Below are 23,594 nucleotides of genomic sequence, written 5' to 3'. Positions count from 1 at the left end.
GATAAGCTTTGATAGCTCATAAATTTTGCTGGCATCATCATAAAATGATGTCATGTTTGTTTTGCGATATGTTTCAACCGCTGTATATCTTGACGTTTTGCATGTTCAGTTTTCAATGTTCATTTCGTTATCGCCTTAGCGACTTTAATATCTTATCAGACTCTTTTGTTTGTGTCAACAACTTTTTAAAAGTTTTTTTCGGAGAGTTTCAATGAGAAACTCGTTTGAAATTGACAGCTTGATAACTATATCACGCTCTAACCAAGTTAGCAAGAGGTAAAACATATTTTTTTAAAATGTTAATTTTATCAAAAAAGATGAAACGCTACTGTCGTAGCGTTTCATTTTTTATTAGTCACGGTGACGCATAGTTGGGAATAACAGTACGTCACGAATGGATGGTGAATTTGTTAATAGCATGACCAAACGATCTATACCTATTCCAAGTCCACCTGTTGGTGGCATACCATATTCTAAAGCCTCTAAGAAATCCTCGTCCATTTCATGCGCTTCATCATTACCAGCTGCCTTTTCTGCCATTTGTGCTTCAAAGCGTTGACGTTGGTCAATAGGATCATTTAACTCTGTGAAAGCATTAGCATGCTCACGTCTTACGATAAACAACTCAAAACGATCCGTAAAGCGTCCGTCCTCCGGATTTTTCTTAGCCAGTGGGGAAACTTCTACTGGGTGCCCATATATGAAAGTAGGTTGAACAAGCGTTTCTTCTACTTTTTGTTCAAAGAATTCATTAAGAATATGTCCTACCTCCATGGAATCTTTAATTTCTACTCCATGCTCCTTAGCATAAGCTCTTGCTTCCTCTACGGTCATCTCTTTCCAGAAGTCCACTCCAGTTATTTCTTTAACCGCATCCGCCATATGCCAACGTCTCCAGCCTGGAGCTAAGTTAATTTCATCATCACCATATTGAACGGTAGTAGTACCAAGTACTTCTAAAGCTACATGAGAAACAAGGTTCTCTGTTAAATCCATAATATCTCTATAATCAGCATAAGCTTCATATAATTCAATCATCGTAAACTCTGGATTATGTCTCGTGGATACTCCTTCATTACGGAATACGCGGCCGATTTCATAAACCTTTTCTAATCCACCAACAATTAAACGCTTTAAGTGCAGCTCAATCGCTATACGCAAATAAAGCTCCATATCTAATGCATTATGATGAGTAATAAAAGGGCGAGCCGCTGCTCCACCTGCTACTGTATGCAAAAGGGGAGTTTCAACTTCTAGATATCCTTGATTATCTAGATAACGACGCATAGATTGAATTATTCTACTTCTCGCTATAAAGGTAGTTTTACTTTCCTCACTAGTCATTAGATCTAAATAACGTTGACGGTATCGTTGCTCAACATCTTTTAAACCATGAAATTTTTCAGGCATTGGACGTAGTGATTTGGTTAGGAACGTAAATTCCGTAGCTTTCACAGAAAGCTCCCCTACTTGTGTACGGAATACATTTCCTCGCACTCCGACAATATCGCCAAGGTCAGCTGTATTGAATAGCTCATAAGCATCTTCTCCTACTGCATCCTTACGAACATAAATTTGAATTTGTCCACCTAAATCTTGAATATGCGCAAAGCCAGCCTTACCTTTGCCCCTCTTTGTCATAATACGCCCTGCAATTACAACTTCTTTTGGAGATTCTTCTAAAGTTTCTTTTGTATACTCATTGAACTCCGCTACAATTTGGTTGCTCATATGAGTACGTTCGAATTTTCCTCCGAATGGGTCTAACCCTTTTTCTTGTATAGCATTCATCTTTTGGCGTCTCACCAAAAGCTGATCATTTAATTCTTCTATATTAGACATTTCCTTCACTCCTCCGCGACATTTATCGCACGTATCTTCACGTTTCATCTATTGTACACAATTTCATTTAGCTATTCATCTTTTTGCTTATGGGCTTCGTTATTTCCACTTTTCTGATTACAGAGGAAAAGCCGCCACTTACTGTGACAGCTTTTGACTTACGCTAGAATTGAACTGGAGGTTTGTCCGTCCTTCATTGACTCTTCTGCAAAGTGACGAAGATATGACTTTAATTCTTCTGCCGACTCCATTTGATTAATCATATTTCTAGCTGTCCCATTTCCTCGGATGCCTTTTAGGTACCAGGAGGCATGCTTACGCATTTCTCTAACTGCAATTGCCTCACCTTTTAGTGCTACAAGGCGGTCAAAATGCAATAAACAAACTTCAATCTTTTCTTGTACACTCGGCTCCGGCTTTAGGATCCCAGAGTCTAGGTATTCCACCGTACGATAAATCATCCAAGGATCTCCTAGTGCCGCTCGACCGATCATGACTGCATCTACACCTGTTTCTTCTATCATTCTCTTAGCATCCTGAGGTGTATTCACGTCTCCATTCCCAATAACAGGGATGTTCACTGATTCTTTGACTTGTCGAATATAATCCCAGTTTGCATTTCCTTCATACATTTGCACACGAGTACGACCATGTACAGCTACCGCTGCTCCTCCAGCTCGTTCCACTGCACGAGCATTTTCCACCATGTATAAATGCTCATCATCCCAGCCTGCACGCATTTTTACAGTTACCGGCTTCCTTACATTATCTACGACAGCCGCAACCATCTCATAGATTTTATTGGGATCTAACAACCATCTTGCGCCAGCTTCACATTTAATGATTTTATTAACCGGGCAGCCCATATTTATATCAATAATGTCTGCTGTTGTATGCTGGTCCACATATTTAGCCGCAGCTACTAACGTTTCCTTCTCTCCTCCAAATATTTGTAAGGAAAGGGGATTTTCTCGTTCGTCGATATATAACATGCTTAATGTTTTTTCATTTTTAATAACGATTCCCTTGTCACTAATCATTTCTGCACACACAAGCCCTGCTCCAAATTCTTTCACAGTTAGACGGAATGCTGAGTTACAGATACCTGCCATAGGGGCCAGTACGACACGGTTATCCATAACAATATCCCCTATTTGGAAAGGCTTAGTTGATGCAACTGTCAATATTCTTCACCTTCCTTTTGTTCCCCTTTCAATTCTTCTAGCTGTATATCAAGTATGGAAGCTATTTTTTTCAACTGTTCATCAGTTGGCATACGCTTCCCTTGCTCTATTTTGCCCAATATAGATACAGACATATCCATTTTCTTTGCAAGCTCTACCTGCTTGACCATCTTTAACTTTCGAAATGCACGAATGCGTGAACCCCATCGAATGTTTTCCATAAATGGACGCCTTCTTTCTGACCATCCGCTAGATGTGATAAAAATTGTTTAGATTGTGGCTCTATTAACTGATCGTTAAGTTCCACTAGTGGTATGAGTACAAAGCCTCGTTCCGTCATTCTAGGATGCGGAATAATAAGGTCTTCTGTTTTCATATTCTCTTCATTATACAACAAAATGTCAAGGTCTACCGTTCGAGGTCCCCAGCGAATATCTCGCTTTCTCCCTAAAGCCGCTTCAATCTCATTACATTTTTTTAAAAGTTCATGTGGTGTTAGTGATGTTGTCACTTCTACCACCATATTTAAAAAAGCATCTTGATCTAAATAACCTACAGGATCTGTTTTGTACACAGAGGAGATTTTCTTCACTTCTACCATATCCGATTCAGCCAGGAGTCGAACTGATTGCTGAAGGTGGTGAAGACGGTTTTCGATGTTTGATCCTAAGGAAAGATAGGCGATGTTCATAGCACACCTCTCGTAATTTCCACAGCTACAGAAGCATAATGACCCGCTATTGGTGGATTCGGCTTCACAACATGAATCTTACAGCCGCTTACCTTGCCCTTATACTGTTCTAGAATTTTCCCTGCAATTTTTTCTGCTACGGATTCAATTAATAAATAAGGCTTACCTTCTACTATTTCCTTACAAACTTCATAAACCTCTGCATAGTTTACCGTAGCCTCTAAGTTATCTGTTTCTCCTGCTTCCTTTAAATCACAAGCAAGTGTGACTGTCACTCGAAAGATTTGACCCAGTTTCGTTTCCTCCGGCAGTGCACCATGATAGCCGTAGAACTCTAAATCATTTAGATATATGTAATCCATGTTTAATTCTCCGCTTCTTGATAATTTGTTTTACCTACTAAAACATCCATCATTCTTGTCATTCTCGTTATTTCCTTCACATCATGCACACGTACCATATGACATCCTTGCTGGATACCGTAGCATACAGTCGCTCCAGTACCCTCCATACGTTCCTCTACTGGAAGTTGGAGTACATTGCCGATAAGACGCTTACGTGAGGTGGCAAGTAATACCGGATAGCCCATGTCTACTAACTCCTTCAAATGCTGCATCATCCATATATTTTGCGTCGTATTTTTAGCAAAGCCAATACCCGGATCCAGCCAAATGTGACTATCTGGAACTCCAGCTGACTTAGCTATCCGGATGCTTTCCTCTAAATCTTGCTTGGCTTCATTCCAAAAATCTTGATAATCTTCGTTATTTCTATTATGCATTAAGATGATAGGTACTTGAAATTCTACCGCTACCTCGGCAATTCGAGGATCTTTTTTAGCACCCCAGATATCATTGATAATATGCGCACCAGCTTGGATAGCTGCTCTTGCTACCTCTGCCTTATAAGTATCAATTGAAATAATACCATCGACTTCTCTTCGAAGAGCTTCAATCACAGGCACTACGCGAGCAATTTCTTCCTCTACAGTAATTGGAGTATAGCCCGGTCTCGTAGACTCTCCTCCAACATCAATAATCTTCGCTCCGTCCTTTACCATCTGCTTTGCTTGCGCAACAGCCGCTTCTATCTCATTAAACTTCCCACCATCCGAAAAGGAGTCTGGTGTTACATTTAATATGCCCATCACGATTGTTTCCTTTCGAAAATCAAGGGTGATTCCGCCAGCCTCAAATTTTTGCGAGTACTTTAGTTCCAATGTTATTCCCTTCTTCCTTTTGCTTGCTATATACTGTAGATTCAGATCAACGGCTCCTTCTGAACGATAAGAAACCATCAACTTATTTGTTTACTCTTTTGAATAAAAGCTTATCTCGATCTCTATTTTAGCATTTATTCCATTTTCCATTTAAAGAAACACATTTACGTCCATCTTAACTGGAAACATATGAAGTTATCTACCAAAACGAACACACTTTAAATTGCAAAAGAATCGTGCTCCAACAGGTGATACTGGTTGATGACCACCCCAATAACAATCCTTAATCACAAATAAACGCAAAAAAGGGGTGTCCCATAGTTTTCTACTAATGGGACACCCCTTCACACTATATTAATCCTCAAATTGATATAAAGGTGTACTTAAATATCTTTCTCCGTTATCCGGGAAAATAGCAAGTACTTTTTTACCTTTTCCTAGCTGTTTCGCAAGCTGAATAGCTCCGTATACCGCAGCACCTGCAGAAACCCCTCCAAGGATACCTTCAGTTTTCGCCACTTGACGAGAAGTTGCATATGCATCCTCATTAGAAACCTCAATAATAGAATCATATAAATCTGTATTAAGCACGCCTGGTACAAATCCAGCACCGATTCCCTGGATTTTATGAGGTCCTGGCTTTCCTCCTGATAATACATTCGAATCCTTTGGTTCAACTGCAGCGATATGAATGTTCGGGAAATGCTCTTTTAATACGCCACCAGCACCAGTAATTGTACCACCAGTTCCAATTCCGGCTACGAAGCCATCTAATTGATCGAACGCTTCTACAATCTCAGGACCTGTAGTTAAACGGTGAACTTCTGGATTAGCAGGGTTATTAAACTGTTGTGGCATAAAATAACCGTGTTCTTTTGCTAATTCTTCCGCTTTAGCAATCGCACCCTTCATTCCATCCGCACCCGGTGTTAATACTAATTCTGCACCGTATGCACGTAAAAGATTACGACGCTCTAAGCTCATTGTATCTGGCATTACTAAAATAGCTTTATAGCCTTTTGCTGAAGCGATCATAGATAAACCAATACCCGTGTTACCACTCGTCGGTTCAATAATCGTACTATTTTCGTTTAACTTTCCGTCCTTTTCTGCCGCCTCAATCATTGCTAGTGCAATACGATCCTTTACACTGCTCCCAGGATTAAAGTACTCAAGCTTCACATATACCTCTGCATCTTCAGGCCCTGTTACGTTATTTAACTTTACAATTGGAGTTTTTCCAATTAAATCTGTAATACTTTGTGCTACCTTAGTCATTATCTCACTCCTAATCCCTAGTTATTTAATAGGGTTTATTATATTCATCTTAACAACCTATTAGAAGATATGTCAATTAATAAAGATTCTCGTCGCTCTCTATGTATATCCGTTAATAAGTAGTAAAAAACGCACCCTAAGGATGCGTTTATTCTTCTCCATATAACCAATTAGCATCGAACTCCTGCCAAAAGGATTGTGGTGGAACCGATTGAGAAATCTGATTAAGCGCCAGATCTCTCTTAATATGCTCTTCTACTTCTTTAAAAGAGAAGGATTGGCCTTTTATGATATCCTCTACAAGCACAACAGCATATCGACCATCCTCCAAGCTGATGGCATCACTCCATTTGCCTTCATCAATTTTTGACACAGCTTGAGCAATAGCAGAGTCTAAATTTGGTGTTTCCACAGTTATGTACCCAATATCTCCTCCTAAGCTAGCGGAGCTAGGGTCAATAGAAAGCTCTCTTGCCAGCCCTTCAAAGGAAGATTTATTATTTAATTGCTTTACTACTTCTTTTGCTTCTCCCTCGCTTGACACATAAATGATACTCGCTCGGTAAGAGGTTGGTATGTCAAAGAGGTTTTGGTTGTTTTCATAGAAATCTTCGATCGATTTCTTTTCAACACCAAGATCCTTTGTGAGAACCTTTTCTAATATAAGTCTCGACCGAATTTTTTTCCTGAGTGTTTCTTCATCAAAAGCCTGAAGGGAAGTGTCGTTTCCTTCTTGGCTAGAGACAGTCAAAGCTAGCTCTAAGTCCACTTCCTCTTCAGTCACCTTAATATTATTTCTTTTGGCAGCCGCTTCCATGACCTCTGTATTTACCATGTCTAGTAAGACTTCTTTTCCATACCTGGACTCCATCTCGGCAACCCATTGTTCTTTCGTAATAGCCTTCCCACCAACAGTTGCCACTTCCTCAGAATCCTGGACATCATTGTTTGGTATTAACCAAGCAATAAACCACAACAGATTTCCAAGCAGTAGTATGCTAATAAGCATTAGCGTAGGTTTTGTTTTTAAGCGTCGTTTAGTTGGTGGTGGGGTGTTATTACGAATTGATTTCATCTATAAAGGACTCCAGTTCATCTATTGAATATTGATACTTTTCCATACAGAAATGACAATGAGCCTCTGCTCCGCCATCCTCATGAATCATATCACGAATTTCTTCTTCTCCTAGACTAATTATAGCACTTGCAAAGCGCTCTTTTGAACAGTTACATTGAAAAGATACTGGCATATCATTTAAAATTTTCACGTTTTCTTTACCTAAAATTTCATATAGCAACTCTTCTGGTGTTAAGCCCTTTTCAATTAACTTTGAAACTGGCTGCATATTCGCTAAATGCTCCTCTATTATCGTGATAGTTTCATCATCTGTCCCTGGCATTAGCTGAATAATAAAACCACCCGCAGCCAAGATAGAGTTATCAGGGTTTACTAGCACACCAAGCCCCACTGAAGACGGAACTTGTTCAGAGGAAGCGAAGTAATAAGTAAAGTCCTCTGCAATTTCTCCAGAAACAATTGGCACTTGTCCAGTGAAGAAATCACGCATTCCTAAGTCTTTAACAATGGTGATAGCACCTTCTGTACCGACTGCCCTTCTTACGTCCAACTTACCTATAGCATTTAAATCAAAATGGGTTTGTGGATTGGTCACGTAGCCACGTACCGTACCATTCGCATTACTATCAATAATCATCGGACCAATAGGACCATTCCCCTCTACCTTAACAGTGAGTTTGTCCTCTCCCTTTAACATAGCGCCCATCATTACTGCAGCAGTCATTGATCTTCCTAAAGCTGCGGAAGCAGTTGGCCATGTTTCGTGGCGACGCTGCGCCTCCCCAATTGTCTCTGTGGTACGAACGGCAAATGCACGGACACTTCCATCAAAAGCTAATGCTCTTACTAAATAATCATTCATCTATTTATTACCTCTTTCATCTAAGTTTCGTTTATATATTAAATGTAAGCCCTTTAAAGTCAGGTACGGGTCGATGATATCTACAACCGCAGTTTCACTTGCGATAAGAGATGCCATACCTCCAGTACTTATAACAGTAGGCCTTTTCTTCGCTACCTTTTTCATACGATTTACTATACCCTCAACCTGACCTACATACCCAAAAACAATACCAGATTGCATTGCAGCTATTGTATTTTTTCCTACTACATGCTCTGGCGTCGCAAGCTCAATACGCGGAAGCTTGCTTGCCTTAGTAAATAGCGCTTCTGTAGCAATACCTATCCCTGGAGCAATTGCTCCCCCCATGTATTCTGCCTTTTCGTTAATAAAGCAATACGTTGTGGCAGTACCAAAATCTACAATAATAAGAGGAGAACCATACTCATGAATAGCTGCAACAGCATTTACAATACGATCAGCCCCGACTTCTCGTGGGTTTTCGTATTTTATATTTAGTCCAGTTTTCACACCTGGCCCCACTATTAGTGGTTTTATTCCAAAATATTTTTTACACATGGATTCAAGGGAAAACATAATGGGTGGCACAACAGATGAAATAATGATTCCCTCAATTTGATCGAATGATATATGAACATGTGAAAATAGTGCTTTTACCTGCATGCCGTATTCATCTTCTGTCTTACGACGATCTGTTTCTATGCGCCAGTGATGGATGAGCTGCTCATCTTGAAAGACTCCTAACACAATATTTGAATTTCCGATATCTAAAACGAGAATCATGGAGCATATCCTCACTTTTCTAGTTTTTCCAAAACATCATACCATATTTTCTATATAAGAAAAAAGCCGATTGCCTCGTGCACATACGAGAGCAATCAGCTTTCCTATTATTATCGACGTTCTTCCTGAATTGGTGAATCTGGATCATTAGAACCGTCTTCGCTTGGTAAGTCTCCAATTGTCGGATCATTTGGAGCTCCTACTGCATCCGAAGTGATTTCGGTTGCATCCTCAGTTGTTTCTTCAGTGTTTTGGCCATAGTTTCGCTCAGGAAGCGTACCATGATCCTTTAAATGAAGAATCTGAGCAGCATCTAATGTCTCTACTTCTAAGAGTGTATTCGCGATAAGGTCTAGCAAATCACGTTTTTCTGTTAGAATTTGTTTTGTTCGTTCATATTGTTCTTTAATCATTGTTTGCATTTCTTGATCAATTTCGTAAGCAATCTTATCGGAGTAATTTTGCTCGGAGTTGAAGTCACGGCCTAAGAAAACGTTACCACCTTGAGATTGACCAAATTGCATTGGACCTAATTTATCACTCATGCCGTATTCCGTTACCATGCTTCTTACGATGCTTGTTGCGCGCTGGAAGTCATTATGGGCACCTGTAGATACTTCCCCAAACACGATGTCCTCAGCCACACGTCCTCCTAATAGACCAGCGACTTTATCCAAAAGCTCTGGCTTTGTCATAAAGTAACGATCTTCTTTTGGAAGCATTACTGCATAACCGCCAGCCTGACCACGAGGAACGATTGTTACCTTGTGAACGACTTCTGCATCATCTAAGGTTAAACCGATTACTACGTGACCTGCTTCATGGAAGGCAACGATTTTACGTTCTTTTTCTGATATAACCTTCGTTGATTTTGCAGGACCTGCAATAACTCGGTCTGTTGCTTCATCAATGTCAGACATATCAATTTTCTTTTTATTTCTTCTAGCAGCAACCAATGCCGCTTCGTTTAAAAGATTCTCTAGGTCTGCACCAGAAAAGCCTGGAGTACGAGAAGCTATTGCTTTTAAATCTACAGTATCATCTAAAGGCTTGTTACGTGCGTGTACTTTAAGTACAGCTTCACGACCTTTTACATCCGGGCGACCTACTGTGATTTGACGGTCGAAACGTCCAGGACGCAATAATGCTGGGTCTAGAATGTCCGGTCTGTTTGTCGCAGCGATAATGATAATACCTTCATTAGCACCAAAGCCGTCCATCTCAACTAGTAACTGGTTAAGTGTTTGCTCACGCTCATCGTGTCCGCCACCAAGACCTGCACCACGTTGGCGACCAACTGCGTCGATCTCGTCAATAAATATGATACACGGAGCGTTCTTTTTCGCATTTTCAAATAAGTCACGTACACGGGAAGCCCCTACACCAACAAACATTTCTACGAAATCAGAACCACTAATTGAGAAGAAAGGTACGCCGGCTTCACCGGCAACAGCACGTGCAAGTAAGGTTTTACCGGTTCCCGGTGGACCTACTAAAAGGATACCCTTAGGGATACGTGCACCAATTTCTACAAATTTACGAGGGTCTTTTAAGAAATCTACAACCTCTACAAGCTCTGCTTTTTCTTCATCTGCCCCAGCAACATCTGCAAATTTGGCCTTTTTCTTCTCGTTATCATATAATTTTGCCTTACTCTTACCAAAGTTCATCACACGGTTTCCACCGCCCTGTGATTGACTTAATAAGAAGAAGAACAAAATAATGATAATTAAGAAGGGTAATAAGCCAGTAAAGAATTGAACCCATCCACTCGTTTTGGATTGTTCAATAACTTCTACTTCTATCGCTTGAGCCGCTGCTAATGAACGTATCTTTTCTTGTAAATTTTCACTATTATAAGGAAGCTTTGTTAAAAACGTCTCTCCCTCTTCATAGCCCTTCATTTTCCCTTCAACAAAGTAAACACCTTGTTCAGGTTGCATAGAGAAGCTTGTTACCTCTCCTTTTTCAAGAGCTGTGATGAATTCGTCGTAACGAATATCTTTAGTTGGTTGATTGCTATTATTAAACGTAGCGAATATACCAACAATCACAAAAAATATCAGTAAATACAATATGGCGTAGCGCAATGCTCGATTCATTCCTAGCCTCCTCACAAGGTAAACAGAAAAACTACTGATTATCTTATCATACGAAATTTTGGGCGTACAACAAAAAGCCTCTAAACTTGGATACTTATACTAAAAAGAATACACTTCTTTTTTCAGCACACCAACGTATGGTAAATTTCTATATTTTTCTGCGTAATCTAATCCGTAACCTACAACAAACGCATCTGGCACTTCAAAACCAACATAATCTGCTTCCAAGTCTACTTTTCTACCAGAAGGCTTATCCAATAGGGTCACGATTTTAATGGATTTTGCTTTACGATACTTTAAAAGATCCACTAGATAGCTTAAAGTCATCCCACTATCAATGATATCTTCAATAATAAGAATGTCTCTGCCTTCCACACTAGTGTTTAAGTCTTTGACAATTTTTACTTCTCCAGAAGAAACTGTCGCATTTCCGTAGCTCGATACATCCATGTAATCCATTTCAATATAAGCATCTACTCGCTTCATTAAATCGGACATAAAAGGCATTGCACCCTTTAAGATTCCTATTGCAAGTGGGAACTTGTCTGCATAATCTGCTGACAATAACGCACCAAGCTCATTCGTCTTTTCTTGAATTTGCTCCTCTGTTATTAATACTTCTAGAATGTCCTTCTCTAGCATGATTGGTCCCCCTAAATTATTGATTTCGCCTTATGTATAATACATAATTTTGCGAACTGCCTTGCTTCGAAAATTGTACTCCGTAACGTATGCCGATTACTGCTATTATATCATCTTTGGCAGTCACTAGCAGTGGCCATACTAGCCGTTCCTCTAATGGGACCTTTTCATCTATAAATAGACGTGAAATTTTTTTGGAGGCGCGCATTCCTTTTATTTGTATGCGGTCTCCATTTTTCTTTTGTCTAATCTTAAGGGGAAGCATGTCTTTTTCTACATGAACAAACCATTTTTCATCTGAGAATTGTACTTCACCTATATTCCGTGTTAAATAGATAGAAAATCCAGCACCACAATTAGTCCATTTGTTCTCTTCTAGAAAAATTTGTTCTCTTAACTTAAAAGCATTTTGTGGATTAGAAGAGGTAAATTGAACTACTTGGTAATGACGAATGAGGAAGAAACCGTTGGGCAAATGTAAAACAGCATGGCCCTCCTGTTCATTGCAGGCTGCTAAAATAGATTCAATCAGACGGTCATTAAGTAGTATGTCGGAGTTTTTATATAGATACTCTAATAGTAGTAGAATCAATCTCCTTTGTAAAGCAAGGGGAATCTTCGAAAATGTGCTAGTATTGAGTGAGAAGACCCCTTCACTCTCAACTGTCACAAGCTGTTCAAACTTATCCTTTGCAAGCTGCCACAGAAAATCATCATCTTGTTGTTGTTTTTCTACCAAGGTACGGATCGCCTCATTGATATTCGGATTTTCTTCTTCCAATAAAGGGACGATTCGATGTCTGATACGGTTGCGTGTGTATGTATGCTTATCATTACTAGGGTCATGTCGATAGCCTACGTTGCATTCATTTAAATACTCCATAATCTCCTTCTTCGTCACATTAAGAAGCGGGCGAATAATCTGACCTGTTGAAAATGGACGCATATTGGGGATTCCAGTAATTGCATTACTTAAAGATCCTCTGATCACTGTCATTAATACTGTTTCCGTTTGGTCGTCTCCATGATGGCCGAAAATGAGTTTATGATAGTCATGGTTCCTTACTACTTGTTCAAAAAAAGAGTATCTTTCCTCCCTACAGATCAGTTGAACATTTCCACCTTCAGCTTCAATTCGCTCTGGTACTTGAAGTGTGGTTGCATGAACAGGAATACGTAATTTTTCTCCTAATTTTAATACAAAGTCCATATCCTCTGCAGACTCTTTTCCTCTTAATCGATGGTCTGTATGAGCAATTCCTAGCTCGCATTCATAAACGCTCGCCAACTCTTTCATTACGAGAACTGCAGCTACAGAGTCAGCCCCACCAGAGCAGGCGATAAGAAGACGCTCTCCCTTTTCAATCAGCTGGTGCTTGTCAATATATTGTTTCACCTTTCGGACGAATTGGTGCATCTTCTCACCCTCTCTCTTTCAACATCCTTTAGATTATTGTAGCATTTTTCTTAGTATCTAGCCGCCTCTCTTGGTGAAAATATAGACCATTCAGGAACAGCGTGTTTCACTTGCATAAAAATAACAGTCCGGTCATCACCCGGCAACGAATAGGTTTCTTCTAAAATCTTCACAAATCGCTCTGCATTAATGGTTGGGTCTTGCAATATTTTTCGGTAATATTGCTCCTGTTTTTCAATTGTTGTTTTAGAAGAAAACACGCCATCCGAAAGCATAAGTAAAATATCTCCATCCTTTATATCTACTTTTCTTGCCTCTATAGAAATGGTTGGTAAAAATCCAAATGGGACATGCTTGCTTTCAATTTTACGCATATCCTTCCCTCTTATCAAATACGTAGACATACTGCCGGCCTTCCAAGACCAAAGCTCTCCCTTTTGCAAATCAATTAAGGCTAAATCTACTGTTGCATAGCTATCCGTTTCATCCTGTAGACTCATCATGTAATGTAGCGTATGCATCGTTGTTTCTGGATCCATTTTTTTGTTTAAGCATTCACGCATAAACTGCATGACTCTTCTACTTTCTCTATGTGCCTCTATATTATTACCCATTCCGTCAGATAAAATAACTGCTAGTAAACCTGGATGCAATTGAAAAACAGCATGAGCATCTCCTGAATAGATTGTATTTCTGCTAGAGGATGTATAAACATCATGTGTTACTTGAAAACGAACAGATGACTTAAAGGTCATTTGTATATGATTGTAAGGTTGCTGCAACTCTCTTTCCGAAATAATTTCAAATGGCTCCTTCCACAATTCATAAAGAATAGGAAGAATCATTCTTTCTCCTAACATCTTTCCTCGTGCCTCTACAGGTAGGCAGCATACAATTTCCATTTGTCCTTTTTCAATACTTAGCACATCTATCTGAAAAAAATCGACATTGCACTGCTGAAGCTTTTGTTTTAGTTCTTCTTCATGAGATGTATATAGAGAAACCCCACTTTCTAAATTGTTCATCAGCTCACTCATATGCTGTCCCATATCTCTCAGTTTTAAAGCAAACATTTTCTTACCATGCTGCATCTCCAGCTGCAGCTGTTTCTTAGCCTCTCTTTCTTTAAGCTCCTGTATAATCACACTTGGCTTCACACATTTATTTTGAAGTTTAATTTCTAAATGGATCCTTGTCTTATTCGGCTGCTCCTCCCACTGTTTTATTAGGTTTGGAATTCCATTAGATTTTTCCCCCCAGCATTTTTCATAATGAAAGCATGACTGACAGACATGTAAAAGTTCTGGCTGTTCTAAGGTCCCCCCTTTTTTCTCGAATTTTTGTGTAATAAAACCAGTGATAAAATCAACAAAATACTGAAACTCTTGTAATTGATGGTGTACCTTCTCTGTCATCCATTTTTGTCTCCGTAAAAGAACATGAGTTGCGTCAGGATATAAATGGTTCTTTAAATCGCTAATCCACTGGGACGGTATCATAAAGAAAAGTAAAGAGGCCGCTACAAGAGACCCTATATAAACACTATCTAGAGGCAAGGTTTGATCATATAAAATAAAGAAAAAGGTGACGCCAAGCATGCTAAAAGCCTGCCATAGCCGTCCGAATCTCCTGTGCAGGCCAGCGAAAAACCCTGTTACCGCGTATACAGCAATCATGCCGCTAAAGCTGAGCGTTGAAATACTTAAAATACTACCTGCTAGGACTGCTACCACTGTAGACAACTGAGCTCCTCCTACAGCTGCTGCTATTACGATAACGAGATGTGCAATGATTAATGGAATCGATACATAACCAACTATTAATGATGACATCCCTGTTAGTATTAGTGCTCCGATTAGTAAAGCTGCTCCCATTCTTTCGTTTGTCCACTTACGGTGAAGAAGCTCTGGTAAAGGCAGAAAGAGCTGAAACAAAAACAGCGTCATAAATAGGCTTAGTATCCCCTCATATCCAATGGATAGCCAGATGGATACTGGTACCTCACCCCCATAGGAGATAAGCTGCCAGATCAGCTGAACAAGTATAATATCCAAGAAAACAAATAACGGAACCGGTATTTTTCTTATAATCCTTTTCCCTTGAAACTTAAAAAGGAGTGCTTGTAGTGCATGTATAGTAAGTTGTCCTATGCCTAACGTTAAGCTTCCTAGTACAGCCCCAGCTATTGTCCAAGGGATATAGCGTGGGAATCTAAGATGAACAAGTGCCCAAATGGGTAAGAAAAAGGGAACTGTTGCCTCAAACAAAACCACCTGTGCTCCAAAGAATGTTAATAAAAAGAATATTACGGTAAACAACAGCGTGATCTTCCTTGCTTTTATCCCTTCTATGAAGCTGCGCCAGAAATAAAACTTTTTTTGTTCCTGTTCATACATTGTTTTCAATTGGGTATACCTCCTATTCAACTCTTGTTCGAAGTATACCTTCGCTATTACGAGAAGAATGTCACTTCCTGATATTCCTCCTTAAAAACTTTTCGACTAGATTGGCTAGAAAAAAAGGGCTTTGTAAGGTTCTAATAATTTTTCTCTAAACAAGTCGAGGGGGAACTATTTACCCCTTCAAAAGTCGAACTATTTAGTTTTAAAAAAAGTATTGACACTTTGTCCAATCGCTTGTAATATGATATTTGTTGTTAAGAGAACGGCGGCGTAGCTCAGCTGGCTAGAGCGTACGGTTCATACCCGTAAGGTCGGGGGTTCGATCCCCTCTGCCGCCATTATATATACGGCCCCTTGGTCAAGCGGTTAAGACACCGCCCTTTCACGGCGGTAACACGGGTTCGAATCCCGTAGGGGTCATCTTACAAATAGCAGCTACTTTGTAGCTGCTATTTTTTTATCTATTTTTAAAGGAATAACTGCAAAGGTCTGAAGCTCATACAGCAGCGTTCCAATTTGTTAAACGTCATTTTCCATTATGTCAGGCTGTGCTTCTGGCTGTTAGTGTCGTAAGAGGCAAATCTAATTCTACGTTAGATTTCGATATCTTTATCTTTGATTCATCTATTCCCTATGCCTATAGGGAATCTCTTCACATTTAAAATTGGCTGATTGAAATGTATAATCTAGCATTCTATAAGAGTTTCTTCGCTTCGGACTGGCATCGAACAAAGTCCACCCTCTCTAGAATGTTTTTTGAAGGAGTAATTTTAAAAGATGAAAGAATTCTTAAGGACATTCAAAAAAAGCTGAGGGTTTATTGTCGAAGGGACCAATTCCTTGGTCAATGGAAGATATCCGCATGAAACAGTATTTTGTAACTGAATGTTAGATGATTTTAATGGAAATACCTGTCGAGCAGAAGGAATTTTATTGCAAGTACGCTTACAGAGTAGACTGTGGAAGCACGTGTGATTCATTATACAATTAGAATAATACGTACTTTCTTAATTTTTGAGATTTAGGTTCTCCGCTGCGTCGGACGCTTTCCGTGGGGGCGTAACAAGCCAGCACCCAACGCTTACGCGTGCGGTTGTGCTGGCTCTCCTACCACCTGCTCCCACAGGAGTCGCCGACGCTGCTTCGAACCAATAAAATTACCTATTAAAAATAAATTTTGGTCAAGAAATTTTAAAAAGGACATAATCTTTCCATTCCCAATCCTCTGATTATTTGATCGTAAAATAAACTCATTCGATTTGTCCAGCCTCATATTCTTTTTTCTCCTCTTTATTAACGACAAGCCTTCAAACAATCTTCCACGATACGGCTCTAAGTTCTTCTCTACTAATTGAATGATTTTTTTCATTCTTTCATGCTTATCATAAGCCTGATAGGCATTAGCAATTCGGCCGAAAACTTCTCATTATAGAATTTAGGAATAGGCTTTATTCCAGCCTCTCAGACTCCTCATTTACAGATAACCTGAAATCTGAACCTTATGGTGTAAGTCATGCTCGATAAAATCTGTGAAATACTGACGGATAGACATAGGGCGTTCTCCGATGTAAAAGATTTTTTCCCATTCCGTTTCATCTATTTTTTGTAGTTGCTCCATAATCTTAGTGCGTTGCTCTTTTGCATGAGCAATGGTTTCTTTAAATGTTTGTTTATTCGCTGAGGCAGCGGCCTTTGCATTAAACTCTTGGAAATCAGGATACCTTTCATGTATTTCTCCCTCCTTCATTCTTGGTAATCGATTCTCTAGCGTAAAACGATCCCATTCTGCTAAATGCATAATTATTTCCTTTGGTGACCATTTACCCTCCCTGTAAGGTTTTCTTCCTTCCTCTTCCGAATAACTTTGCAAAGAATCTAGCCATTCCACGTAACGTTGATGCTCCCTTAAAATCTCTACTTTTCTCAATCCCCTACCCCCAGTTTTGAAAATAAATTCTTTTAGTTATAAAAAGAGGTGCCCAGCTAAGCTGTGCACCTCTAGTTCTTCATCTATTAAACATTTTTTCTACCGATAAAACAGACAGCGTATTATCCTCTTTTTGCGCCACGTCCGCCGCGCTTAGATTCTGTTGCACGCTTTAACGTAGACAAACGATCTTCACTATCCTTTAGGAACTTCGCCATTTTTTGCTCAAAATTCTCTTTGCTCGGACGATCACGGTCGTTCGGGCGGTTGTTGTTGCGTGGACGCTGTGGACGTTCTGGTCTCTCCGGTCTCTCTGCTTGTGGCTTTGCTTTACGAATAGATAAGCCGATTTTGCCATCCGCTTCAACATTCATCACTTTCACTTCGACCATATCGCCAACTTTTAAATGATCATTAATATCCTTCACATAGTTATCTGCAACTTCACTAATGTGAACAAGACCTGTTGAGCCTCCTGGTAGCTCGACGAATGCTCCAAAGTTAGTGATTCCTGTTACTTTACCTTGTACCTTGCTGCCTACTTCAATTGACATAAAAAAAATGCTCCTCCTTAAAATTTAAGCGACTCTTAGAACGAGTAGTATACACATTCTTATCTTTTATTATAGCTAACAAAAAAAGAGTGTCAACAAGACACTCTTTTTGACTACAAATTTTTCATTATTTGTCACTATCCTCAGGTAAGGAAAAGATGATTTCTCCCTCTTCGGATAGAAAATATTCTTTTCTAAGAAGTTTTCCAATGTATTCATCATCATTAAGCTTGGAAATTTGCATTTTAAGCATTTCCTGCTCTTCTTGAACTCTTTCAAGCTCCACTGCAACTTCTTCCTTTTGTAGTTGCTTTTCTGCTAAAGTTTGCTTGCTGTTTACCAGTGCAGACACTAGGAAACCTATAAGCAGCATAGAAAAAATACTAAAAGCAACTAGGCGTCTAATAAGTCTTATTTTACGAGACTTATTTTGAGTTTCACGACGTTGGACAGAACGCACGTAGTCTGTATTAATAGATGTAATATGTTGTTCAGTTGGTGCTTTATATCGCTCCTGCCTCATGTCTCACTCTCCTATTCTACTTTAGGAATTCTACTTTTCTTATTATATCGTTTTTTTAGGAAATTCTGTAGTGCCAAATGCAATGTATTTTTATAAATATAAACAATTGGTGACAGTAAAAACCGCAGAAATTTTAAAAGAAGTTGTACAAATTTTAGAACTAACCCAGTTAGTAGCTTTAATAGAATCCATAAAGGCCTAATTATGAAGCGTAAACAAACTCGTCCAGCAAAGCGAAAAACGGGCTGAAATACTTGTTCATATAAGAGAATTCCTAGCAATTGGGCAAGCGGATCATATATTCGCCAAATACCATCTCTAACTGTGTAAAGAATATAAAAGGTTCCCAGACCAAGGACGATCCAGGCTACTATCTCGATGTAGATACGATATTTATAAAAGAAGGAGCGTCTTGGCGCACTATGCATAACAAAACGCAATCCCTCTATGATGGCTCCTACGATGACTCCACTAATCATCATTAGTAACAAACTAAAAAACTGTAAGGAAAGCGTCATCCGAATAACTTATGAAGTAATCCTCTAGCACCGTCTATGCTTTGCTCATCTGCGTATTGTATTGCCTGGACGATACCTTCTAATGTCAGTAGACCTTTGTCTACATCCAGATGGACAATCTTCAAATCTTCCCCTTTAATATGAAGGGTGCCTTGAGATGTGCGAACGAAAAATTCTTGTTGATCAAATCTTTCAATTGCTTTGACAGATGTTAGGTCCATTCTCTTTCGATTTCTTAGCGAAATTAAGTGGTCCCCCGTTGGAATTGTGATTGTTTGATTTTCTGCTTGATATTGCATATCCTCTCTCCTCTCCTTGTCCTAATAGATTCTATGCATAAAAAAAAGAAAGCATGACTAAATCTCATGCTTTTTTTCTTAACTTTTATTTTAGAGAGAAGAGAATATATGCTTTAGTCTTCATCGTCAATAAACTCAGGCTCTATTTTTTCAAGGCGCTCTTCTTTCAAGATAGTAAACATCTTAGCCGCATCTTCTTTCTTCGCATTCTCTTTTACTTCATTAACCTGCGCCGTTACAACCTTTTGCCCAAACCGGATAGAAAGCTCGTCTCCTGGTTTCACCGTTGAGCTTGCCTTAGCTACTTTCCCATTGATCGTCACTCTTCCTTGATCTGCTACTTCCTTTGCTAACGTTCTTCGCTTAATTAACCTAGATACCTTTAAAAACTTATCTAATCTCATCGTCTCACAACCTCTCTAACTTTTTTGCTTCGTTCCAAAACTCATCGAGCTCCTCTAGGCTATAAAGAGAAAATTCTCCCCTACCTTCTGCTACTCTTTTCTCAATATATTGGAACCTTCTTTTAAATTTATTATTTGCCTGCATCATTGCTAGCTCTGGCGACAGACCATAGAATCTTGCAAGATTCACAATCGTGAAGAGGACGTCTCCTAATTCATCGGTTTGCGTCTCTTTCGATCCTCCTTTTAACTCTTCCTTCCATTCAGCTAGCTCTTCCTCAAACTTCTTCCAAGCCTCTGAAACCTCTGGCCAATCAAATCCAAATTTTGCTGCACGCTTTTGATAATTAAAGGAAGTTAACAAGGAGGAGTCTGCTCTCCAATCTCCATCCAATATAGAGTCGCTACTGACACTTTGCTCGTTCTCCTTAATCTCCTGCCAATTACGTGACACATCCTCTGTATTTTCAACCTTCACATCTCCAAAGACATGTGGATGCCTTCTAATCATCTTTTCAGCAACGGAGGCCAAGACGTCCTCCATACTAAAGTAACCCTCGTCTTCCCCTATTTGAGCATGCAAAAATACCTGCAGCAATACGTCTCCTAGTTCTTCGACAAGGTGATCATCATCTTCTTCATCAATCGCCTGGAGTAGCTCATATACTTCTTCTATAGCATATTTCTTTAAGGAGCTATGAGTTTGCTCCTTATCCCATGGACAACCGTCTGGCCCTCTTAAAGTAGCAATAATCTCTCGAAAAGTTTGCCACTCCTTTATTCGATTTTCCATTTCCTTTACTGGAGGTACATACAAGGTGGTTAAATTATCTAGAGTCATGACCCGATCTATTTCATATAATGGCACCTTCTGCAGCTTTTCCTGGGTGGAACCAGCAGCTGTCACTAAGGTGACCTCATAATCATCTGGATATTTTTCCATCAGTGTGAGCTTTACCTCTGATGCACTAAAGGAATCGTATACTTGTCCTATTAACAAATGGGCATTCATATGTAAGTCGTCACGATGAAGACTAGTTCCATCTAGTAATTGAAAACCTTCGATAGGATCGATGCGCAACGCATTAAAGATAGGGTCTAAAAAGCTTTGCCCACCTTCGATTTCAAGCTGCACTCTTCCATCCTTTTCTGCCTCTATCAATAGCTGTACTGTCTGTTCCGCTACTAAAGGGTGACCAGGTACGGCATAGATAATTGTATTTTCATTGGATAGCTGTAATAACTCCTCCACAATCGCCGAATAGACATCTTCAAAACGGTCGTTTTTTTCATATAGAGTATCGAAGCTCTTCCATGTTACTCCTTCAGCCTTCAGTTCTTGAAGAACAGGATGCTGCTCCGTTCGAACATATAAATTTTCTGCTTGCAGAAGCTTTTTATATATCCCTAGTGGAAGCTGCTCTAGATCACTTGCTCCCAATCCAATCACTACTATTTTGTTCATAAGCTTCACAACCTTATTTTTGTTTATTTAACCATAATTGAATCGCTGCCATTCTTTTCCCAAATGGAAGCAGGTACCACTCTTTTTCTGCAATCACTCTTCTCTTTGCTAGCACATATAAAAAGGTTACCGCTCCAAGAAACACCGCCGTCAGTGAGATGAGAACCGATTGCATACGGCCTTCTAGCCAAGCGAATAGAAGAGATTCAGCTAAATTTGTATACCCAACCACTACGACTACCATGGCAAGCGAGGATATAAGTATTCCAAGATAAAACTTTATTGGTGCAAATGTCATCTTCCAGCTTTTTTTCACATAAAGAAGCATTAATAAAAACACAACAACTAAGCTTATGTTACCAGAAATAGCAGCTCCGAGTATTCCATAGCTAGGCACCAGTGTAATATTGCCGATCCATTTTAAAATCACACCCATTAACAGCAAAAAGGTTGGGAGTTTTACTATTCCACTTCCCTGTAGCATCGCCATAAGGGTTAAAATAAAGGACATCCAAATAATTTGGATGGAAAATACCATTAAAGTAACAGACTCCGCCTTTGTTTGGAACAGCATTTCGTTTACAAAAGGCATTACTACAATCAAACCAAGAGCTGCTGCCACACCAAATGTGCATGCCACTCGGTAAGTTAACTGCATAAAAGGAACAGCGCTCCTTCCCTTGTTGCTATTCATTCGATGAGCAACCAAAGGAACGATTGCTAAAGATAGAGTGGAAGCTATCACAATACCAAGCTGTACCAATGGCTGTCCTCGGTCGTAAATTCCCTTGATTTCCATCGCTGCAAGCTTCTCTACCCCACTGTCCAATAAAAGCTGAAAGACAGTAAAAGAATCGACAAGCTGTAGCAACAGAAAGAGCATAGAGCTTATACTTGCGCTAATACTGATGGCAGTTAACTCTTTCACAACCCGCCATTTATCAACAAGCCTCGAGGAAGATTTATATTCCTTCCGATTCATGACCTTCCAATAGAGCACAGCTAAAAATAAAATACCAGCTAGTTCTCCTACAACAGCCCCATACATAGCAGTACTCCCTGCTTTATACAAATCAAAGCTAGTGGATACAACAATCCAGGCACCAATTAAAATGACAGAGACCCGTACAGCCTGCTCAATTATCTGGGCATATGCAACCGGTGCCATCTGACCCTCTGCCTGAAAGCTTCCCTTCAGTACAGCTAAAAAAGGCATTAATAAAATGACGAATGAGCCCGAATGTAATAATTGCGCTAGCTGACGATCTCCCATTGCATCCGCAATAAATTCTGCTCCGAAATATAAAATAAAAAAGAAAACGAGGGAAATGAATCCTATATAGAAAAATGCTATTTTCTTTACTTGATCTAAAGCATTTTCTTTCCCTACAGCAGCATAATCAGAGAGAATTTTCGATAAAGCTACTGCAAAACCATATGAAGTCCAAGTCGTAATAATCGCAATGAAGGGATACACCTGTTGATAGATATAGAAACCTTCATCACCAACCAAGTTTTGAAAGGGAACCCTGTAAACCGCACTCAGCAGTTTTACGATAATAGCCGCTATTGTTAGAAGCGCAGCTCCCTTCATGTAGGACTTCATATTCCATTCACTACTCATAGTATTACCCCTTCTTCTCCATCAATAGCATTATTATACATCAATACAAGAAAAGCGTAAGCGCCTATGTCTGCCACGACCAGCAAATGGGGTACGGCGAGGAGGCTGTTCTCCAGCCACCGCAGTCGTGCCACATTTGACTCGAGGGACCGGAAAGCGGAAATACAAAAAACCTTCCTCAATGAAAGAGGAAGGCTATGGAAAATAAGCTTTAATTGAAATGTGATGATTAATTTTCCATTTGTTTTGCTAAAAAGTTAGCCGCAGTTTCTATAGCCTTTAATTCAGCTTCGCCAATAAAATGCACTTTAGAGAAGATTAAAATAGCACCAATAGGATCTCCTGCAGCAATAATAGGAGCAATACAATAGGACTTTACAGTTTCCGTTACCCCTGGTATCCATTCTACAGAGTTCTCATGCTTTTCTACAATGACGTTACGGCCCGTTATGATTTCCTCTACTTCTGGACTAATTCGACGTTTTAAATAATCCTTTTTGGAAAGTCCAGCTGCAGCGATCATTTCATCTCTGTCACTAATTAATACTGGAGTACCTAGGGTCTCGTATAACGTTTCTGCATATTCCTTTGCAAAATCTCCAAGTTCATTAATCGGGGAGTATTTCTTGAGAATTACCTCTCCCTCTCTGTCAGTGAAAATTTCCAGTGGATCTCCTTCACGAATACGAAGAGTTCGACGAATTTCTTTTGGAATAACTACTCTACCTAAATCATCAATACGACGTACAATTCCTGTTGCTTTCATGTAATGTGTGCCTC

General features: G+C 39.6%; 24 protein-coding genes, 2 tRNA genes and 1 pseudogene. 3 read left to right on the top strand and 24 right to left on the bottom strand.

What is annotated here, in order from left to right; translation table 11 throughout:
• Positions 1-351 precede the first annotated feature (351 nt).
• The 14 genes from lysS to AC1VU3_RS15075 all read right to left on the bottom strand — a co-directional run bounded on the left by lysS (position 352) and on the right by AC1VU3_RS15075 (position 15,494).
• Positions 352-1,842: a lysine--tRNA ligase gene (lysS, locus tag AC1VU3_RS15140; RefSeq protein WP_480390463.1), complete on the bottom strand. Its 1,491-nt coding sequence runs from the start codon at positions 1,840-1,842 to the stop codon at positions 352-354.
• Positions 1,843-2,000: 158 nt separating this feature from the next.
• Positions 2,001-3,026 (bottom strand): tRNA dihydrouridine synthase DusB, encoded by a 1,026-nt coding sequence (gene dusB, locus AC1VU3_RS15135; RefSeq protein WP_480390464.1) that lies wholly within the window; start codon positions 3,024-3,026, stop codon positions 2,001-2,003.
• Positions 3,023-3,247: a helix-turn-helix domain-containing protein gene (locus AC1VU3_RS15130; RefSeq protein ID WP_480390465.1), complete on the bottom strand. Its 225-nt coding sequence runs from the start codon at positions 3,245-3,247 to the stop codon at positions 3,023-3,025. Before AC1VU3_RS15130 ends, dusB begins: the two co-directional genes overlap by 4 nt.
• A complete protein-coding gene (gene folK, locus AC1VU3_RS15125) occupies positions 3,199-3,717 on the bottom strand; it encodes a 2-amino-4-hydroxy-6-hydroxymethyldihydropteridine diphosphokinase (RefSeq protein ID WP_482983907.1) in 519 nt (172 codons plus the stop codon). The genes AC1VU3_RS15130 and folK overlap by 49 nt, the downstream gene beginning before the upstream one ends.
• Positions 3,714-4,079, bottom strand: coding sequence for a dihydroneopterin aldolase (gene folB / locus AC1VU3_RS15120; protein WP_480390467.1), 366 nt, complete (start codon positions 4,077-4,079; stop codon positions 3,714-3,716). Before folB ends, folK begins: the two co-directional genes overlap by 4 nt.
• Before the next feature lie 2 nt (positions 4,080-4,081).
• Positions 4,082-4,936, bottom strand: a complete 855-nt coding sequence (gene folP / locus AC1VU3_RS15115; protein WP_482983906.1) for a dihydropteroate synthase — start codon at positions 4,934-4,936, stop codon at positions 4,082-4,084.
• A 354-nt stretch (positions 4,937-5,290) separates the two neighbouring features.
• A complete protein-coding gene (gene cysK, locus AC1VU3_RS15110; protein ID WP_480390469.1) occupies positions 5,291-6,214 on the bottom strand; it encodes a cysteine synthase A in 924 nt (307 codons plus the stop codon).
• Positions 6,215-6,362: 148 nt separating this feature from the next.
• Positions 6,363-7,289: a peptidyl-prolyl cis-trans isomerase gene (locus AC1VU3_RS15105; RefSeq protein WP_480390470.1), complete on the bottom strand. Its 927-nt coding sequence runs from the start codon at positions 7,287-7,289 to the stop codon at positions 6,363-6,365.
• A complete protein-coding gene (gene hslO, locus AC1VU3_RS15100; RefSeq protein WP_480390471.1) occupies positions 7,273-8,154 on the bottom strand; it encodes an Hsp33 family molecular chaperone HslO in 882 nt (293 codons plus the stop codon). Before hslO ends, AC1VU3_RS15105 begins: the two co-directional genes overlap by 17 nt.
• Entirely contained in the window at positions 8,155-8,937 is a 783-nt protein-coding gene (locus AC1VU3_RS15095; protein ID WP_480390472.1) for a type III pantothenate kinase, read from the bottom strand.
• Between the two features lie 110 nt (positions 8,938-9,047).
• Complete coding sequence (gene ftsH, locus AC1VU3_RS15090; protein WP_480390473.1) at positions 9,048-11,039, bottom strand: ATP-dependent zinc metalloprotease FtsH; 1,992 nt, start codon at positions 11,037-11,039, stop codon at positions 9,048-9,050.
• Between the two features lie 99 nt (positions 11,040-11,138).
• Positions 11,139-11,681 carry a hypoxanthine phosphoribosyltransferase gene (gene hpt, locus AC1VU3_RS15085; RefSeq protein WP_480390474.1) on the bottom strand — a complete coding sequence of 181 codons (543 nt, stop codon included), beginning with the start codon at positions 11,679-11,681 and terminating at the stop codon, positions 11,139-11,141.
• 16 nt (positions 11,682-11,697) lie between these two features.
• Positions 11,698-13,098 (bottom strand): tRNA lysidine(34) synthetase TilS, encoded by a 1,401-nt coding sequence (gene tilS / locus AC1VU3_RS15080; RefSeq protein ID WP_480390475.1) that lies wholly within the window; start codon positions 13,096-13,098, stop codon positions 11,698-11,700.
• Between the two features lie 50 nt (positions 13,099-13,148).
• On the bottom strand, positions 13,149-15,494 hold the full coding sequence (locus AC1VU3_RS15075) for a SpoIIE family protein phosphatase (protein WP_482983908.1): 2,346 nt from the start codon (positions 15,492-15,494) through the stop codon (positions 13,149-13,151).
• Positions 15,495-15,764: 270 nt separating this feature from the next.
• On the opposite strand from AC1VU3_RS15075, the gene AC1VU3_RS15070 reads away from it, so the two are divergent.
• Both AC1VU3_RS15070 and AC1VU3_RS15065 read left to right on the top strand, forming a co-directional pair.
• A tRNA-Met gene (locus AC1VU3_RS15070) sits at positions 15,765-15,838 on the top strand.
• Positions 15,839-15,848: 10 nt separating this feature from the next.
• A tRNA-Glu gene (locus tag AC1VU3_RS15065) sits at positions 15,849-15,920 on the top strand.
• Between the two features lie 661 nt (positions 15,921-16,581).
• Here AC1VU3_RS15065 and AC1VU3_RS15060 read toward each other — a convergent pair.
• The 4 genes from AC1VU3_RS15060 to AC1VU3_RS15045 form a co-directional block, all read right to left on the bottom strand.
• Positions 16,582-16,869 carry a hypothetical protein gene (locus AC1VU3_RS15060; RefSeq protein WP_482983905.1) on the bottom strand — a complete coding sequence of 96 codons (288 nt, stop codon included), beginning with the start codon at positions 16,867-16,869 and terminating at the stop codon, positions 16,582-16,584.
• 105 nt (positions 16,870-16,974) lie between these two features.
• A complete protein-coding gene (locus AC1VU3_RS15055) occupies positions 16,975-17,427 on the bottom strand; it encodes a DinB family protein (RefSeq protein WP_480390476.1) in 453 nt (150 codons plus the stop codon).
• 122 nt (positions 17,428-17,549) lie between these two features.
• Entirely contained in the window at positions 17,550-17,981 is a 432-nt protein-coding gene (locus AC1VU3_RS15050; RefSeq protein ID WP_480390477.1) for a S1 domain-containing RNA-binding protein, read from the bottom strand.
• A gap of 127 nt (positions 17,982-18,108) precedes the next feature.
• A complete protein-coding gene (locus tag AC1VU3_RS15045) occupies positions 18,109-18,504 on the bottom strand; it encodes an FtsB family cell division protein (RefSeq protein WP_480390478.1) in 396 nt (131 codons plus the stop codon).
• Between the two features lie 70 nt (positions 18,505-18,574).
• Here AC1VU3_RS15045 and AC1VU3_RS15040 point away from each other — a divergent pair, with 70 nt between their 5' ends.
• Entirely contained in the window at positions 18,575-18,706 is a 132-nt protein-coding gene (locus tag AC1VU3_RS15040; RefSeq protein ID WP_480390512.1) for a hypothetical protein, read from the top strand.
• Positions 18,707-18,758: 52 nt separating this feature from the next.
• Here AC1VU3_RS15040 and yabQ read toward each other — a convergent pair.
• The 6 genes and pseudogenes from yabQ to spoVT form a co-directional block, all read right to left on the bottom strand.
• A pseudogene (yabQ, locus tag AC1VU3_RS15035) lies at positions 18,759-19,022 on the bottom strand (spore cortex biosynthesis protein YabQ); the annotation flags it as partial.
• Positions 19,019-19,321, bottom strand: coding sequence for a sporulation protein YabP (gene yabP, locus AC1VU3_RS15030; protein ID WP_480390479.1), 303 nt, complete (start codon positions 19,319-19,321; stop codon positions 19,019-19,021). The gene yabP and the pseudogene yabQ, both read right to left, overlap by 4 nt.
• A gap of 113 nt (positions 19,322-19,434) precedes the next feature.
• On the bottom strand, positions 19,435-19,725 hold the full coding sequence (locus AC1VU3_RS15025; protein WP_480390480.1) for an RNA-binding S4 domain-containing protein: 291 nt from the start codon (positions 19,723-19,725) through the stop codon (positions 19,435-19,437).
• A 4-nt stretch (positions 19,726-19,729) separates the two neighbouring features.
• A complete protein-coding gene (gene yabN, locus AC1VU3_RS15020) occupies positions 19,730-21,190 on the bottom strand; it encodes a bifunctional methyltransferase/pyrophosphohydrolase YabN (protein WP_480390481.1) in 1,461 nt (486 codons plus the stop codon).
• A gap of 13 nt (positions 21,191-21,203) precedes the next feature.
• Positions 21,204-22,814, bottom strand: a complete 1,611-nt coding sequence (locus tag AC1VU3_RS15015) for a putative polysaccharide biosynthesis protein (protein ID WP_482983904.1) — start codon at positions 22,812-22,814, stop codon at positions 21,204-21,206.
• 229 nt (positions 22,815-23,043) lie between these two features.
• Complete coding sequence (gene spoVT, locus AC1VU3_RS15010; RefSeq protein ID WP_480390483.1) at positions 23,044-23,580, bottom strand: stage V sporulation protein T; 537 nt, start codon at positions 23,578-23,580, stop codon at positions 23,044-23,046.
• Positions 23,581-23,594: the final 14 nt, after the last annotated feature.

This window comes from Psychrobacillus sp. Z16_25, assembly GCF_056856695.1.
This window is presented reverse-complemented; position numbering and strand designations above follow the sequence as displayed.